General features: G+C 47.3%; 16 protein-coding genes. 8 read left to right on the top strand and 8 right to left on the bottom strand.

Going from position 1 to position 17409, the window contains the following annotated elements:
• The first annotated feature begins 126 nt into the window (after positions 1-126).
• From VL525_RS04730 to VL525_RS04710, 5 genes are all read left to right on the top strand, one after another.
• Complete coding sequence (locus VL525_RS04730) at positions 127-489, top strand: hypothetical protein (protein ID WP_325383891.1); 363 nt, start codon at positions 127-129, stop codon at positions 487-489.
• Between the two features lie 103 nt (positions 490-592).
• Positions 593-955, top strand: a complete 363-nt coding sequence (locus tag VL525_RS04725; protein WP_325383889.1) for a hypothetical protein — start codon at positions 593-595, stop codon at positions 953-955.
• A 79-nt stretch (positions 956-1034) separates the two neighbouring features.
• Complete coding sequence (locus VL525_RS04720; RefSeq protein WP_325383887.1) at positions 1035-1403, top strand: hypothetical protein; 369 nt, start codon at positions 1035-1037, stop codon at positions 1401-1403.
• A 184-nt stretch (positions 1404-1587) separates the two neighbouring features.
• Positions 1588-1956 (top strand): hypothetical protein, encoded by a 369-nt coding sequence (locus tag VL525_RS04715; protein ID WP_325383885.1) that lies wholly within the window; start codon positions 1588-1590, stop codon positions 1954-1956.
• Between the two features lie 42 nt (positions 1957-1998).
• On the top strand, positions 1999-2370 hold the full coding sequence (locus VL525_RS04710) for a hypothetical protein (protein ID WP_325383883.1): 372 nt from the start codon (positions 1999-2001) through the stop codon (positions 2368-2370).
• Between the two features lie 39 nt (positions 2371-2409).
• Here the strand turns inward: VL525_RS04710 and VL525_RS04705 are convergent, their stop codons facing one another.
• Positions 2410-3759, bottom strand: a complete 1350-nt coding sequence (locus tag VL525_RS04705) for a PQQ-binding-like beta-propeller repeat protein (protein ID WP_325383881.1) — start codon at positions 3757-3759, stop codon at positions 2410-2412.
• A gap of 195 nt (positions 3760-3954) precedes the next feature.
• Here VL525_RS04705 and VL525_RS04700 point away from each other — a divergent pair, with 195 nt between their 5' ends.
• Positions 3955-4326: a hypothetical protein gene (locus VL525_RS04700; RefSeq protein WP_325383879.1), complete on the top strand. Its 372-nt coding sequence runs from the start codon at positions 3955-3957 to the stop codon at positions 4324-4326.
• 202 nt (positions 4327-4528) lie between these two features.
• Complete coding sequence (locus VL525_RS04695; protein WP_325383877.1) at positions 4529-6802, top strand: TonB-dependent receptor; 2274 nt, start codon at positions 4529-4531, stop codon at positions 6800-6802.
• A gap of 45 nt (positions 6803-6847) precedes the next feature.
• On the opposite strand, the gene VL525_RS04690 is transcribed toward VL525_RS04695, so the two are convergent.
• Positions 6848-8047 carry a DUF3179 domain-containing (seleno)protein gene (locus tag VL525_RS04690; RefSeq protein ID WP_325383876.1) on the bottom strand — a complete coding sequence of 400 codons (1200 nt, stop codon included), beginning with the start codon at positions 8045-8047 and terminating at the stop codon, positions 6848-6850.
• A gap of 161 nt (positions 8048-8208) precedes the next feature.
• On the opposite strand from VL525_RS04690, the gene VL525_RS04685 reads away from it, so the two are divergent.
• On the top strand, positions 8209-9384 hold the full coding sequence (locus VL525_RS04685) for an MFS transporter (protein ID WP_325383874.1): 1176 nt from the start codon (positions 8209-8211) through the stop codon (positions 9382-9384).
• Here the strand turns inward: VL525_RS04685 and VL525_RS04680 are convergent.
• From VL525_RS04680 to VL525_RS04655, 6 genes are all read right to left on the bottom strand, one after another.
• A complete protein-coding gene (locus tag VL525_RS04680) occupies positions 9381-9656 on the bottom strand; it encodes a hypothetical protein (protein WP_325383872.1) in 276 nt (91 codons plus the stop codon). The two genes, VL525_RS04685 and VL525_RS04680, sit on opposite strands and share 4 nt — an antisense overlap.
• 192 nt (positions 9657-9848) lie before the next feature.
• Positions 9849-11060 carry a glycoside hydrolase family 27 protein gene (locus VL525_RS04675; protein ID WP_325383870.1) on the bottom strand — a complete coding sequence of 404 codons (1212 nt, stop codon included), beginning with the start codon at positions 11058-11060 and terminating at the stop codon, positions 9849-9851.
• Positions 11061-11084: 24 nt separating this feature from the next.
• Positions 11085-12833 carry an alpha-L-arabinofuranosidase gene (locus VL525_RS04670; protein ID WP_325383868.1) on the bottom strand — a complete coding sequence of 583 codons (1749 nt, stop codon included), beginning with the start codon at positions 12831-12833 and terminating at the stop codon, positions 11085-11087.
• 54 nt (positions 12834-12887) lie between these two features.
• Positions 12888-14135 (bottom strand): AGE family epimerase/isomerase, encoded by a 1248-nt coding sequence (locus VL525_RS04665; RefSeq protein WP_325383866.1) that lies wholly within the window; start codon positions 14133-14135, stop codon positions 12888-12890.
• A gap of 3 nt (positions 14136-14138) precedes the next feature.
• Positions 14139-15344, bottom strand: coding sequence for a glycosidase (locus tag VL525_RS04660; RefSeq protein ID WP_325383864.1), 1206 nt, complete (start codon positions 15342-15344; stop codon positions 14139-14141).
• Positions 15345-15468: 124 nt separating this feature from the next.
• Positions 15469-17301, bottom strand: a complete 1833-nt coding sequence (locus VL525_RS04655) for a sodium:solute symporter family protein (RefSeq protein WP_325383862.1) — start codon at positions 17299-17301, stop codon at positions 15469-15471.
• Positions 17302-17409 lie beyond the last annotated feature (108 nt).

The following is a 17409-nucleotide window of genomic DNA, read 5'->3' as shown; positions in this document are numbered from 1 at the left end:
GATATCTGAATTTTGATTGCAAAATAAGGGAAAATGGGAAAGTTGTTTGTTGAAAATTTAATATACCGGTGATTTTTACTTTGTAATAAAAATCTTACATTTATTACCCAGAAAATAACCTGATTTATGAAAAGAAAATTTTTGATCACAAGCGCACTGCTGTCCTGCATCATCTTTGTAATGGCTGTGATAGCCGACCTTAACGGCAAATGGAAAGGCACCCTTCACACTCCTGATGGCAACGAACTGCAGGTAGTTTATAACTTTAAGGTAGACGGCGATAAACTAGGCGGAACAGCCGAATCGCCAGCCGGCGTGGTTTCCATCGACGATGGTACGATAACCGGTGACACGTTTAAGTTTAAAGTGACCGTGGATGGTAACGATTACCCGCATAAAGGCAAAATGTATGCCGACTCCTGCGGTATCGATATCGATTTTGGCGGGTCGACAGTGCATGCTACTGTTGTACGCGACACAAGCAAGTAATATTCAACCCAAACAGTTCATAGTTAAAAGCCCCTTGCGTTTATTGACGAAGGGGTTTTTCGTTTGGCAATGTTATATTTATATTATTTAAAATCAACCCATTATGAAAAGAAAGATATTGATCACCACTGTGTTACTGTGCTGCTTTACAGCTGCTTTTGCATATTTCGCCGACATAAACGGCAAATGGTCGGCAATGCTGAAAGGCCCCGACGGTAACGAATTCCCAATCACCTATACTTTTAAAAGCGACGGCGCCACACTAACAGGCACCGTAACTTCGGAGATCGGGACATTTGATATATCGGATGGTATGGTGAAAGGTGACAGCCTGTGGTTTACCGCCAACATCAACACGATGAAGATAAAGAACAAAGGCAAGTACTATGCCGACGGCGATTCGATAAGCCTGCACGTTGGCGCCAGGTCGACACACACTACGCTAAAACGCGTGATAGAGAAATAAGAGCGAATAAATTGCTGAGAATTTGTAACTTAGGTAATCATCAACAGTCTTATAATCAAATCAAACAACTATTCAAACCATGAAAAGAAAAGTACTAATTACCTGTGCGCTGCTGCTGAGCTTTTCGGCAGTGTTTGCGTATTTCGCCGACCTGAATGGCAATTGGAAAGGCACGCTGGTAGCGCCCGACGGCAATGAATATCCATTGGCCTACACCTTTAAAATTGACGGCGATAAACTGACCGGCACGGGCAATTCGCCCCAGGGATCGGTTGACCTGACGGATGGCAAAGTAAAAAGCGACAGCCTTTCGTTTGCGATAGATGTTAACGGGGTAAAAGTGATCAACAGCGGGAAATATTTCGCTGAAGGCGATTCGATCAGCCTGAGCATTGATTACCAGGGCTATATCATGCACTCGACCTTAAAACGCGCTGCTGATAAATAAGCAACCATTTACAATAGTTTTCATAAAGTGCCCCTTCGTCCTGTTTTGGCGGAGGGGTTTTTTATAGATAACCCCGTTCATCCCTGATAGCTATTGGCTTTCCCACAGACAGATAGAACCTGTTTATTTCCAGGATGATGTAACGTATGCGCCTGATTTTGCATCTTATTAAAAACTCAAAATAATGAAAAGAAAAACGCTTATTACCGGGGCATTGCTTTGCTTTGTTACGGTTGTTTTTGCCGCCGTTGCCGGCCTTTCGGGCAAATGGAAAGGCGCGGTGAAAGATCCCGAAGGGAATGATCACAGTCTTCACCTTGTTTTTACGGTGGACGGCGATAAATTAACGGGGACGGCACAGGCAGAGGGAGATCCGCTTAATATCCAGGATGGCAGCGTTGCCGGCGATGAATTTAAATTTAAAGTGGTTGACCCGGAAGGTACCGAGATCCCGGTTTATGGAAAATACATTGCCGCGGGAGATTCCGTTTCGTTAAATTTCGAGGAGAACGGGGCCAAATTTCACGCCACTCTTGTACGCGACGACAAATAGACCATTCGTTTTGTTTAGTATCCTGACCGAAATACACAAGCTATGAAAAGGAAGATTTTGATTGCAGCAGTTTTGTTCTGCTTTGTTACGGTCTGTATGGCGGCCATTGCCGACTTCTCGGGAAAATGGCGCGGCAGCGTAACTACCCCCGACGGGAATGAAGTAGTGCTTACTTACAATTTTAAGATAGACGGCGATAAACTGACCGGTACCGGCGAATCGCAGGACCATGAAGTAACCATTGATAGCGGCAGGGTAAGCGGAAACGAATTCAAATTTAGTGTTACCAATAGCCAGGGTATTGTTATTCCGCACAAAGGGAAATATTACCCGGTTGCCGATACGTGCGGAATCGATCTTGATTTCCAGGGAACAATGTTCCATACTACACTAAAACGCGTTACAGACAAGTAATAAATGCGAAAAAAGCAGGTCTAATTTAAGGGCCTGCTTTTATTTCGAACCAAGCGCATACACGGAGCCATCTGCACTGCCGAAATATATAGTATTGCCGTGTATAGCCGGCGACGAGACTATCGGGCCAAGCGAATACAGTCGGTTCATCCCATAAACTGTGGTGGCATATAGTGAAAGGTCCCTGCTCCCAACAAGGTAGCTAAAATCAATATTACCCTGCTTGTTGAGTATCTTAGCTGCATTAACAATGCGTCCAGGAGTACTAAATACACCGGATGGCTTGCCTGAACGAGCATCTATTGCGTATAAATTACCTGTAAAATCGCCAAAGTAAACAGTATTGCCAGCCAAAGCAGGTGATGAATAAATATAGCCATGCGTTTTGTACCTGAACTTCTCTTTCCCGGTTTTCGCATCAAATGCAAGGAAAAGAAAAGTATCTGAAGTACCCAGGTAAACTATGCCATCCTTAACAGACGGCGTAGTTAATACCCATGAATTATCGGCGGCATATTTCCATACCATTTTGCCGGTTGCTGCATCAAGCGCATAAAAAAATCCGTCCCTCGAACCGAAGTAAACGATGCCATCGGCACAGGCTGGTGATGACTGAATACCTTCGAGCAGATGGACAACAGGTTGGTCGTGCGTCTCAAATTTCCACTGAAGTTTCCCCGTCTCCGCATCAAGAGCATATAAAAACCTATCCCAACTTCCAAAATAAACCTTGCCCATATACAACGCGGGGCTACTATGTATTAGTCCATTTGTTTTATAGGTCCACTTCTTTTTTCCTGTGCCGGCATCCAGCGCGTATAAATTACCGTCGCTGCTGCCATAATAAATAACCGGCTGTGTTTTATCTGTATTAATAACCGGGGATGACAAAAAGAAATCAAACGGGTCATCCATATACTGGCCAGCAGGTTTCATGGTCCATAAAGCCTTTGCACCAACCAACTTTTCGCCTCCTGTTTTAAACTTCCAAATCAGCTTGCCTGTCACAGCATTAACAGCATAATAATAACCATCAAAACTGCCAAAGTATACCACATTTTTATAAACGGCAGCCGACGAATGCACAGCGCCCCCTGTTGCAAATTTCCACTGTATTTTTCCGTTCTTTTCGTTAATGGCGTACAAGCTATGGTCCTCACTACCTATGAGAATCGTCCCATTATAAACAGCGGGTGAGGAAAACACCTTGCCACCTGTTTTAAATTTCCACTTTAGCGTGCCCAAACTACTGCGTTTACCACTATCGTAAACCCCGGCATGACCGGCGGATGCGTGAAACGTGGCGCCTTTATCTTTAGCAGTGGGTTGAGCATTAGCTATATAGCCTATGCATAAAAGAATCACAAGAACAAATAAGCGTGTTGGCATAATTTAGGTGAGGATTAATTGGAGGGTCCAATGTACCTATGACCGGATTAACTTGCAACCAAATAAATATGTTAAAATCACTTTAAAAAGTAACCTTGGTTACTTTTTCCCAAACGCCCCTTATCTACTTTCGCAGGGTCGAACTTTAATTATTATGAATGTTGTAAATAATAAATACCGTTATACCTTTGCGCCATGAAGTACAGGATCACAGCCCTATTGCTTATCTTTTGCATTGTCAGCTGTAGTTTTTCGCGCTTTTTTATCTATGCAGGCTTCGAGTTTAACAGGAATTACATTGCCGCCAAACTTTGCGAAAACCGCAGCCGTCCATGGCTGCATTGCAACGGGCATTGTTACCTGATGAAAAAGCTGAAGCAGGCCGATGAAAAACAAGCCGCGAACGAGCGTGAAGCGCAAAAGAACCTGGTACAGGAAACCTATTTCCAGGCCCCGGGCCAGGTAAAATTCTTCACCCATGTTATCATGGTGCTGGCCATTCCTAACAACCGTATCCAGTTGCCGCAGGGACACGGTACCATCTTCCAGCCGCCGCAATTAGGGTAATAAACCCCTATCTGTTTTCTGTCTATTACTACTGTTCCGACGTTTTGACGCGATGAAGTTACCATAGTCTTGTATGGGACGGCGTCTCTGACCATACGTGTTTGGAAAGCCGGTAACAGTTGACGGAAACACTTCTTTTTACAAACGATCCGACATTTAATTAAGCCTGAAATTTTTATCTCAGGCCCAAAAACCATACTATATGAATACACTTAAAAAAGTGGTTCTGCTTGCTATTATCGCAGCTTTTACGGCACAGTTTGCCCAGGCGCAATACCTTGTAAAAGGAAAAGTGATAGACAGCGCCACACGGCAACCTATACAATACGCTACTATTTATGCTGATGGAAGGACATCAGTTACTAACCAGGATGGAGATTTTCGCATACCCGTAGCCAGCGATACCTCCACAGTAAAAATAAGCTGCATCGGCTGTAAATCAAAAATTATGACCTGTGGCATGACAGGGCAAAAAATGATCATATCTATCTCCAAGGGAGCTATCGATCTTAATGAAGTGGTGATCTCGCCGCAATTAAGCGCCAATTCGTTTCATACATTAAGCACTGTCGACCTGAGTCTGCGCCCGGTAAATTCATCGCAGGACCTGATGCGGCTGGTGCCGGGCCTTTTTATAGCCCAGCACATGGGCGGCGGCAAGGCCGAACAAATATTTGTGCGCGGTTTCGACGCCGATCACGGCACCGATCTGGATGTATCGGTGGACGGCATGCCTGTAAATTTGGTATCGCATGTGCACGGACAGGGTTACGCAGACCTACACTTCCTGATCCCTGAGACCGTATCAACGTACGACTTTGGTAAAGGGCCTTATTATGCAGGACATGGTGATTTCGCTACGGCGGGTTATTTGAATTATACCACCAAAGATGCACTGGACCGTAGTATGATAAGCCTGGAAGGCGGCCGGTTCAATACTTTCCGCATTGCGGGCGCTATCGATCTGTTAAGCACCAGGGCGAAACAAAATGGCGAGAACGCCTACATAGCCGGAGAATATAATTATACGGATGGCCCCTTTCAACTGGCCGAACACTACAAGCGTTTTAACCTGTTTGGCAAGTACACCAAACAGTTTGGCGCTAACAATAAACTATCGCTCAGCGCGTCCACCTTTAGTACAAGCTGGATACCATCAGGGGAAATTCCTGAGCGCGCCGTTGCGAACGGAACCACGGCAATAGACGATGAGGGGAATATTTATACGGTTGTATCTCCGGGAACGCTTATCAACAGGTTTGGAACCATAGACAGTGCGCAAAATGGCAAAAGTACGCGCACCAATGTGATTGCCAAACTCAATTCGGACCTGAAAAATGACTGGACGCTGGAGAATGAGTTGTATTACACCCACTATACGTTCCAGCTGCATGTAAACTCAACTTTTTTTGCGGAAGACAATGAGAATGGCGACGAGAGATTTCAAAACGAAACGAGAGATATGTTCGGCTACAACGGCAAACTGAGCAAGCGCAGTTATTACGGCAATAGCAACCTGACTTCGACCCTTGGTATTGCCGACAGGATAGATAAAACCTACGCCCTGTATGCAGGTGTCGACAGGCAGGATGTATTACTGGACGTTATAAACAGTGGCGATGTAAAGGAGAATAACGCTAATGCATACATCGACGAGACCTTTGAAACCGGGAAATGGCTCATCAATTTTGCAGCACGGATCGATTACCTGCACTTTAATTATCATGATACCACGCAAAACAAGGCCATCATCAGCCCCAAATTTAATATTCAATACACGGCTAACAACCAGGTTCAGTTTTACCTGAAAGCAGGCAAAGGCTTTCATTCCAACGACGCCCGTGCGGTTATCGGCAACAACGGCCTGCAAACCCTGCCGGCTGCTTACGGTGCCGACCTGGGTATTAACTGGAAACCTATCCCCCATTTATACCTGAACGCCGCCCTTTGGTACCTGTACCTGCAACAGGAATTTGTTTATACCGATGATGGCACCATTGAACCCGGCGGTAAAACCCGGCGCGAGGGTATCGACCTTTCAGCACGTTACCAGCTGGCTAAGTGGCTGTTTGCCGACCTGAACGTTAACCTGGCCAAACCAAGGCTGGTGGATGCCCCAAGCGGAGAAAATTACCTGCCCCTTGCCCCAACTTTCACAAGTACCGGCGGACTTGACTTTAAATTTGCCAACGGCATAAACGGAGGCATCAGCTACCGGTATATGCACCGGCGGCCGGGCAACGAGAATTACTCGCTGGTGGCGGATGGCTACTATGTTACCGATCTGAAAGTGAATTACACCCAAAAGCGATACGAGATAGGGCTATCCGTCGAGAACCTGCTGAATACCAAATGGAACGAGTTCGAGGCCGAAGAAGTAACCCAATTGAGAAGCGAAACAGCACCTGTGGACCAGATGAGCTTTACCCCCGGAACGCCTTTTTACGCCAAGTTGAGGGTAGCATTATTCTTCTGAAATAACCTTTAAGATTTACGAAGTCTTAAAAACTTCGTAAATCTTTTATTTCCAGAATAAAGTACCCGGATGAAAGTGCTGCCACGAATGCCAGTATTCCTGGTAGGCCTGCACCACGGCTAATTGCCTGCCCTTACTGGCGCCGGATATGCATTTTCCTTCCCAATTCCAGGTGGATGCAGTTTCGTTGTCGGTAAAACGGCCGGTGGTATCCTGCTTAAAAGTTAACGTTTTGCCATTTACCTGGCGGCTAAATACATGGAAGGTATGGTCATCATCCTCGAGGCTAATCAACAAAGGTGTCGTTCCGAGCCGGTCATTCAGGAGACAGGTTTTAGTGAGTTTACGCCAATCGTAGGCTTTGGGCTGTTTATCAATGATCACTCCCAATATCCAGCTTTTCCGTATCAACGAGTCTTTATTTTTAATGGTTGAATCACGGTCGACAGCCTGCTTTACGTCGTAATCTTTCAGATCGTCATAATCGCTTTTGAAGTGGCCGTCGGGCTGTAATATGAGCGAGCCGGGATGTTTGTTGAGCCATGCGCCAAGAGACGATTGTTCATAAGGTAATTCCTTTAAATAAGAACCCTGCATGGGCCCTACTGCCGCCTCGCCTGTTGCCTGGTACCACCAGGTGCCGGTGCTTTCGTCTTCGATAATGGCATTATAATGCCTGGCCCCTACCAACCGGAAAGTTTGCCTTTTTCCGTCAATAACAGGGCTGTAAACTCTGCCCGTGCGGCACATGGTGCAGTACGTAACCAGTACCGGAAGATCGCCGACATTATCCTGCACTTTGTGATGGTAGCCTAAATAAACGAGCGGGTATGCCTTAGCTACTCCGTTACGCACCACACCTAATACAATATAACTTTCGGGCACCTTATTGGCCACAGCATCGGCAAATTTGATAGTTTTTGGCTCCTCGAACATGGTTGAGGCCTTAAAGGCAAAATCGGTGATATAAAAACTGCTCAGGCCCAAAACCAATATCGTAACCTTCACTATCTTACCCCATCGCCTGTTATTTGTAAAATATTTTATAAGATACCAAAGGATAACCAACGCACCGGCGATACGCAGCGGCAGTATTATCTTCTCCAGGTAATAGCAAAGCTTTATCGCCTCGATGTTTTGGCTGCCCGGGAATGGCATCAGCAGGTAGGCATGCAGCAGCCCTGGAACGAACAAAAGCAGCATACCTGTCCAGAAAATATAGGAGCTGGTCGGTTTTTTCATCATTGGCCTTTAATTGTGAAAACTTCAAATTTGTAACTGATTAAAGATATTAATTAGTTTAGCGAAAGCAAATTAGCCGTTGATTTGCTTTTCGGCTAAAAAGCGATACATTTGTATAAAGCACCCTTAGTGTATTTATTACACTAATGAAAAATATTTTATATATGGATACATCCCTGCATCCAGTTGCCAAATCCCGTTTATCGCTTCGGATAGCTGTGGGCGCCATGTTTTTTATGGCCGGGCTAAGTTTCGCCAGCTGGGCCTCGCGGATACCTGCGATACAGCAGTCGCTGCATTTGTCGGAGGCCGGCCTGGGTGGTGTGCTGCTGGCAATTCCTACCGGGCTCATGTGTTCGCTGCCATTTACGGGGTGGGTGATCACTAAAATAGGCAGCCGCAAATTACTGGTCATTTCTATTACCTGTTATGCCATTTTATTGGTGGGGCTTGGTGCGGCACGGTCCGTTTATGAATTGCTGGGATGCCTATTCCTGTATGGTTTTGCCGGGAACGCAGCAAATATCGCTGTAAATACCCAGGCGGTGGCTACAGAGAAATTATACGCAAAGCCCATTATGGCGTCATTTCATGGTATCTGGAGTATGGCCGGGTTTACAGGTGCGGGTATCGGCATCTTCATGATCGGGCAGCATATTATCCCCTTATACCATTTTTTGGGTATCATGGTATTACTTATTATCGGCGTCATCATTACTTCGCGCAACCTGGATGAGGACTGTGATGCAAGGGTGAAGGATGAGGTTGTAGTTTTGTCTATCCGTGACAGGATCAGGTCGATGACGCCATTATTGAAGTTGGGGATAATTGCCTTCTGCTCCATGATATGCGAGGGTACGATGTTCGACTGGAGCGGCGTATATTTTAAAAAAGTGATACTGGCCCACAACGGGTGGATAGGCGCAGGCTATTTCGCTTTTATGTGCACAATGGCGTTAGGCAGGTTTACCGCCGACTGGTTCGCAGGCGTATATGGCTTAAGGCGGACGCTTATTTTAAGCGGATCGCTGACGGCCACCGGTTTGGTTGTGGCCGTGGCATTCCCCTACCTGTGGCCGGCTATTATAGGGTTTATGCTGGTTGGCGCCGGCGTTTCGTCTGTTGTGCCGATGATCTACAGTTCGGCCGGCAAAACTACTATTATGTCGCCGGGTGTGGCGCTGACTGCGGTATCAACTATTGGGTTTTCCGGTTTTTTGATCGGCCCGCCGCTGATCGGTTTTATAGCGGGGATAGCCACTTTAAGAGCATCGTTCCTGCTTATTGCGTGCATGGGCATGAGTGTAGCGATCATTTCCAGTCGCACAAAGCTTAATTAGTCACCAGATCCCAGATCTTCCTGGTTCGGATTCAGGATATAGTCAAAAACCTCGTTCCCATTTTTGAATATAAACCGCAGCCTGTCTTTCGGCACGTCTATATCCAGCGAAAAAGCGGCAATTACCTGCGGAACATTGTCGCGAACGATCTTCAGATCGCTGACATTAGGCATCTCGACGAGTATATCGTAGTCGTCCACTGCTTCTATCTTCCAGCCATCAAGTCCGGCGGCTTCTAAAACCTCGACCCATTTTTCCTGGTACGCACTCATAATCCCCTCTGTTTTATAAAGATATAACGGTTGAGAAGAGGATTGGTTTTGGGTTGACCGGTGGGAATATCTCAAAATATTTATCATTTCGCATGAGCGCAGCGAAGAGAAATCTTAAACACCATGTAAACGAATTATGCGGGATGTTTAAGATTTCTCACTATCGCTCGAAATGACATTATTTTAGTAAAATTATTGCTTACTCAACCGCACCATCACCACATCATAATTAGGGATGGGTTGTTTGAATACCTTTTGCGTCGTGCCCAGGTCTTTTTTCGACCATAGGTCACGGATCTTGAAAGTGGTTTGGGTGAAATCAACACTCGTTTTGGATGTGGTGTCGTTGATAAGGTGCGCTGTCCAATCGTAATTGAGCGTTTGTGCCCGGCCGGAACGATTTAAAAAGCAAACAGCCAGATCGCCGCCCGTTAAAGGTTTTATCCAAATTTCGATACCATCAAATGCATAATAACGGAAACCCTCGATACCCAAAGCGTCCTGGTCTACAGCGATCACATCTTTGTTGGTCAGGATATTTTTGGTTTGCTCTGTCAGTTTACCCAAATCGTTACCGGCCATCAGCGGGGCTGCCAGCATACACCAAAGCGAAAAATGCGCGCGGTCCTCGTTCACGGTCATACCGTTACCAACTTCCAGCATATCCGGGTCGTTCCAGTGGCCTGGACCTGCGTACTGGCGGATGCTATCCTGCCGATCGAGGATATTCAGCACGGTAAGCGGTGTCCAGCCATTTTTTGTTACCGGTTTATCAAAATACGGACCGATATCGCCTGTTGTGCGCCACAGCTGCCCGTCATCCTTTCCCCATACCCATGGCCGATGTGAACCCCATTCGCAAAGGCTGAAAACAATTGGCCGTCCGGTTGCTTTCAGCGCCTGGCTCATCACCCGGTAAGCTTCGATAGCATTCATCCCTTCGGCGTAACACCAGTCGAATTTGAGGTAATCAACACCCCATGATGCGTACAGGCGGGCATCTTCATATTCGTGGCCGCGCGTACCCGGGTAGCCGGCGCAGGTTTTGGTGCCCGCACAATTGTAAATACCGAATTTCAAGCCTTTGGAATGCACGTAGTCGGCAAATTCCTTCATTCCGTTGGGGAACTTTTTCGGATCGGCAACCAGTTGCCCGTTCTTGTCCCTTTCCATCGCCATCCAGCCGTCATCCAGCACAAAATAGGTATATCCTGCATCCTTCATCCCGGATGAAATATAGGAATCAACCATTTGCTTCAGCAGCGGCTCGTTAATGTTGGTCTGAAAAATGTTCCAGCTGTTCCAGCCCATAGGCGGCGTTGGCGCCAGCATGGTGATATCCTGGGCAAAGGTGCCGGTGCAGGCCACAGCCAGCAGCAACACGGTAAAAATGATTCTTCTCATGCCTAAAGCTATAAAATTCATCAATTACTTTGTATCTGCTACCAAATAAATTACACTGTAGGCTGGTATTGTTATCCTGATACCATCCTTTTGAGCGCCCGACGCCGGGGCAATGCCTGTAAAATTATCGGGGCCGCCGGATGCGCCCGAAGGGCCGTGACCGTTGACAACCACCTTGCGCGAGAAGGTTCCATCGGTTCCGCCCTGCAAAACATAAAAATAATAGTTGGTACCCGGCACGAAATTACTGATGGCAAGCGCTACAGTATGATCGGCTGATCCTTTATTCACCAGGACCACCCCAGCCTGGCCCGAAGTGAACGAGGATGCATAACTCAAAATATCGCTGCTGCCGATAACCGTGGAGGATACCACACGGTCGCCAAAATACTTCTGAAAGTAGTAATAATAATAATAAGCCGGGCGGGGATTCCAGGCAGCGGCGCCAGGTTCGGCACCGGAAGTTTGCGCCGAATTGTTAAACATCCCCATATCATTGCCGTTATCCCATGAGTTGGCAAGGTCCCAACGGGCAGCCATGCTTACCTGGTTCTTTAGCGCCTCGCCTAAAACCATCACCCCATGTATGCCCGCAATATCCGACACCATCTGGTTCGATCCCGTTGCAAATATGTTATACTCATCCAGCGCTACGGGTTTTTGTGTAACACCTGCACCCTGCGCACTGCTTTTAACCCAATTCAGCATCGATTGGGTGGCTGATACGGGGGTATTCAGGATGACATCGGCCGTTGAATTTTGATTATAGGGCGTGTAATAATTGTGCACCACATAAAAATCGGGAGAATTGCCGGCAGCGGACAACACACCCGCGTTCCAGTTACTTACCCCGGCTGAATTTGAATTGTCGTTAGCCTCGGTCAGTACAATACCCACCTGTATAGTGGCACCCACTTCTGCCGCGGCTGCGTGCATCGAATCGGCGAAAACTTTAAAATGAGTACCATAGGTTTGCGGCGTAAGTACTGCGGGTTGCCCGTCGAGGTTTGCAGCGGTGTTAATGCGATAGCCGGCTTCCCAGTTGCCGAAACATTCGTTACCAACCTCCCAATATTTAGTACGTCCCTTATCATACCGCACCCAATTAGCGGCCAGGTGCGCAGCCGCCTGGTCGGGGTGCGGGCCGGTGCCGTAGCGGGCATAACCATAATTTACGGTGATCAGCCCTGTACTATTGGTAAGCTGCAATGACTTGTAATAATTATCGAGGCTCATGGTCCATGATGCCGGGTTGTTGCCATACCAATAGCCCGCCGCAGATGCGTTCCCACTGGCATCAAGCAGCTGCGCAGGGGCATCTGCAGGCGATTGACCGTCGGCGGCGTTCCAGAAATAAATATCGGACAAGCTGCCACCAGGGAACCGTAATATATTGGGCGACAGCGCAGCGATGTTATTGATAAGCACCGGCTGATCGGCCACCTGTCCCATAAAAGGGTTGGTGTTATTACCGAACAGGTAGGGTGATGTTTTGGTGATCACCTTGCTTAAGTCGATGCTTACACCAACGTCGGAAATATCGGGCTTTGATACCGTGGTTACGGTGGCCGGAGCGGTGAAGGTTTTAGGCATCCACGAATTTTCGAGGAAAAACCCCTGGGTGGCCGCAACACTGGGATCTGTTCCTTTTACCATGGTTGCAGCGGTGTTGCCTGTTGACGCCGGCGGTACATTGGTACTGCCGGTATTGTTGTTATTTCCGCCGGTATCCACGTTGCCCTTCGGGCTCTTTTTACAGGAGTAAACTGTCATCAAAACAATTAAAAGTAAAGAAAATGTTCTCGTAATATTTTTCATATCGCGTTGTCAGAATGTTTTTTCGGCTGAAACTAAAGGTATTTGTGAGGTGATCCTGTTGATGATCTCTATACAGGCCCGGCTGTTGTGATAAGGGCATTTCCACATCCCTGCCTTATCTTCGGCTGTCATTGGGCGCCCGTCTTCATAAACACCCCAAAGCCATTCGCCGTTCCGCTTGTCAATGATGTTATTTTTTACAAAATCCCAATTGCCGACGGACAATTCAAGATATCTATTGTCGCCGGTCACCCGCCATGTATGGAAAAACCCCACCATAGCCTCGGCTTGCACCCACCAGTGTTTTTCCTTTACCAGGTGGCCAGCGGCCGGTTCATATTCGTACCAAAGTCCGCCGTCGCCGTCCAGTCCTTCTACGGCCGCATCGGATATTTTTATGGCACAGGCTTTCAGTTTTTCTATCGAGGCGGCATCATTGATGATCTCGGCAGCATCCTGCAGAAGCCAGGCTGCTTCAATGTCGTGCCCGTAAGAGACAAGGGTCGATCTTTTGTTCCAGTTCTCATCAAAAAACAGGTTGAGATGGCCTTTTTTTTCGTCAATAAAATGATCGGTAAAGTTATTCAGCAGCAGGATAATATGGCTGCGCAATGTTTTATCGGGCCAAACCCGGTATAGGTTGGTATAAGCTTCGATGACATGCAGATGCGTGTTCATCGTTTTCTTTTCGTTGGCGTCCTTCTCACTCAAACGCAAATCGTCTATCGGCTGCCAATCTTCCGTAAAAGCTTCGAAATAACCTGTACTCGACCAGTCATAGCTTTTATCAACCAGTAACCTGAACAATCCGACAGCCATATCGAGTGCTTCCTGCTTTTTTGAGGCCTTGTAATATTCGCTCAAGGCATAAATGGTAAAAGCATTGGCATAAACCTGTTTTTTGGTATCGAGCTTATTGCCCGCATGGTCAACCGACCAATACACCCCTCCATGAGTTTTATCAATGATATGTTCAATAATATATTGATAGGCACGATCGGCCATGGCCAGATATTCGATCTTCCCGTTGAAATTATGGGCAGCCGAAAAGCTCCACAATATCCGTGCATTCAACACCGAGCCCTTGGGTGAGCCGGGTATTACCCGGTTATCATTACTGATCCTGCCAAAAAAACCACCCTCTACTAGGTCCTGCGCATTATCGATCCAATAATTAAGGATATTGGTCAATTCGGCATTCAACTCGTTACTGTACGCCGCCAACAATTGCTTCTGGTTCCTTTCCACTTTCATCATCTGCTAACCTGGTTGCACCACTCCATCGTTGCCGGCGTATAAAAAATCCTTGTTTTTCCTTATGATGTCCGAAAGCGTTTTTACCGACAATGCCGAGCGTAGCCCATCTTCGGGGTTGTTCATCACATAATCCAGCAACTTATCTACCGTACTTACAGCCACATGCATCCGGGTATCCGATGAAGCGTAGTAGATGTAAACTGTGCCATCATCGTCTGCTATCCAGCCGTTACAAAATACGACATTGGATACATCGCCGATGCGTTCTTCACCCTCCGGTGCCAGGAAGTATCCGGCGGGCTTGTGCAGCACCCTGGCCAGGTCGGTAATATCGGTCATGAACATATAGAGCACGTACCTTAGCCCGGCAGCGGTGTTGCGTACGCCATGCGCCAGGTGCAGCCAGCCGTGCGCAGTTTTGATAGGCGCCGGGCCCTGCCCGTTCTTCGATTCATAAACGGTATGATAATTTTTATTGTCGATGATGGCCTCATGGTCGATATAGGCGTTTTCCATTGAATCCGTTAACCCGAAACCTATTCCGCCGCCTGTGCCGGCACTGATAAAGCCATCCTGCGGACGGGTGTACAGCGCATATTTTCTATCCACAAATTCGGGGTGCAAAACCACGTTGCGCTGCTGTGGCGACCTGGTCACCAAATCGGGCAGGCGCTCCCATTTTATCATGTCTTTTGTCCGCGAGATCCCGCAAGCCGCTACAGCCATCGATTGATCGTGAGCCGGAGCCCCGGGGTCGCGCCTTTCAGTGCAGAAAAGACCATATATCCAGCCGTCCTGGTGCGCGGTGAGGCGCATATCGTAAACATTGGTGTCCGGCTCGCCGGTTTCGGGCAGGTCGACCGGGTAATCCCAAAAGGTGAAATTATCAATGCCATTCGGGCTTTCGGCCACCGCGAAAAACGATTTGCGATCGAGCCCTTCTACCCTCGCCACCAGCAAATACTTGCCATTCCATTTAATGGCACCCGCGTTGAACGCTGCATTGATGCCGAAGCGCTCGAGCAGGTAAGGGTTGGTTTGCGGGTTAAGATCGTATCGCCAGAAAACAGGCGCATGGGCGGCCGTAAGCACAGGGTTTTGGTAACGGTCGAAAATACCGTTGCCCAGTTCCTGTTTTTTATTGGGTTTGCTTATCAACTGGCGGTAGCTGTTTTCCAGTTGGTTTAGCCTTGATTCGAATTCGGTCATATATTGCATCGTGTGTTATTAATCAAAATTATTATCGCCCGCCCAAGTGACTCACCCCGGCGTTGTTTCGCTCGCCAACGCTCTCTACCGCGAGCGGTAAAGAGGATTGGTTTTTGTTGTTTCTTTAATAATCCTTCAACTTGTTCCACCACGTTTTTTTCAAAATGATGATGGCGACAGCCAATAGGACGACGGTGTAAACCAGCGGTATTTTTTGCGACAGCACCAGGTACATGGGCAGTATGGTAAGGCAGCATTGCGCTATGGTGCCGATAACCACATTGAACATATTGAGCTTGAAATTTTTGTTAGGTTTGAACGACGGATCATCTTTCATGACGGCCAGCTTAACCGGCCCCCAAAAACCCCAGGGACGAACGTTTTTATAAAACGACGCCAGAACATTTTCCTCCGTTGGCGGCGAGGTGTAAGAGCCCAGTATGGAACCGGCAAGCGACACCCCAAAAAGCACGGGAAACCAATATATCAATTGTGAATTATCAATAAATAACGAAAACGCCATAGCCGATACGATACCGGTAAGCATACCCCAGAAAAATCCCCTGGCGTTAAAACGCCACCAATGCCATTTCAACACATTGGACGCGATGTACCCGCCATAAAGTGCAGACACGATCCATTGCAGCATTTCATTTACATTTTTTATGAAAAATCCGAGGAATACACCTGTTGCCACCACAATAACACCCACCAGGTAATTCATTGTGATGATCTTTTTTGTGGAGGCTTTGGGATTGACGTATTTAATGTAAATATCGTTGACGATATAGGCCTGGGCCGCGTTCATGGTGCCGCTGAAAGTGCTCATGAAAGCGCCTAATAAACCGGCGAGCAATAAACCTACCAAACCCACAGGCAGGAAATTATTGATAACAGCGGGCAGTATCCTCTCAAAATCGATGCCGCCGGTGGCGTCCTTCAGGTTCATCTGGTGATAGTAGATAAGGCCGAGTATCGTCAAACTAACGATCAGTGTATAACGTATCGGCAGCAGGATGATATTGACAAAACCGCTCATTTTACTGGCCTCCTCGGGCGAACGGGTGGAGAGTATCTTCTGCATATCGTAATTGGGCGCCGGACCAGCAAGCGCGGCAAAGAAGCCTTTGAAAGTCATCATCATAAAAAACAGGCCGAACAGGGAATAGCCGTCACTTTGTATCTTGGAATTAACTTCTTTGATGATGCGCGACCAATCGAGCCCAAGATGTGAGCCAAAGAAAGGGCTATACCACCCATCGGGCACATTTAAATGGTGGCTATTCAGTTGCCCGGCCGCGATGAAACCTATCCAAACACAGGCCACCGTCATGATGCTGTATTTGATCATATCCCCCACCACAATGCTGTGCATACCGCCCAAAATGGAATAGAACATAGCAAATAGCGTAAAGATGATGCCATACACATGCGGCACATATTGCGGGGCAACGTGAAAGGGCACGTAGCCCTTTATCATATCCCAGGGCACAAAAATTTCGATGAATTTACCCAGGCCGATGAAGCCGTAAGCCATAAAGGCCAGGCAACTAAGCAATGCAAAAGCAATAACCACCACCTGCGAACCACCCACGCCCGGCCCGGTTTTTCCGAACCGGGTTTGCAGCCACTCGGCACCGGTAGTGGCGTTAGAGCGGCGCAGCCAGCGCGACAGGTACATCATCAAAAACACCTGGTTAAACACCGGCCACAGCCAGGGTATCCAGATGCTTTTCATACCATAAACAAAACACAGGCTCACCATCCACATGGTGCCGCTGATATCGAACATATCCGAGGCATCGCTTAAACCCAGCTTGTACCAGGGCAGCGACTTGCCGCCGAGCATATAGCTATCCTTATTCTGGCTGGCCTTTTTACGGTACCATATCCCTATGAAAATGGTGCTTAAAAGGTAAAGCAGGATGATGGCAATATCGTAGCCGGATAATCTCATTGTCTGAATCAGAATTAACAGAATTTAAGAATTGGCACCATGGGAGTATCTTAAAAAGCAATAATTGGCATACTCTAAAATATATGGATTAATAACTTTTGACTAATA

Origin of the sequence: Mucilaginibacter sp., from assembly GCF_035492695.1 — a bacterium.
Taxonomy (GTDB): Bacteria; Bacteroidota; Bacteroidia; order Sphingobacteriales; family Sphingobacteriaceae; genus Mucilaginibacter.
Note: the sequence above shows the minus strand (reverse complement) of the source record. Positions and strands in the feature narration are given on the sequence as shown.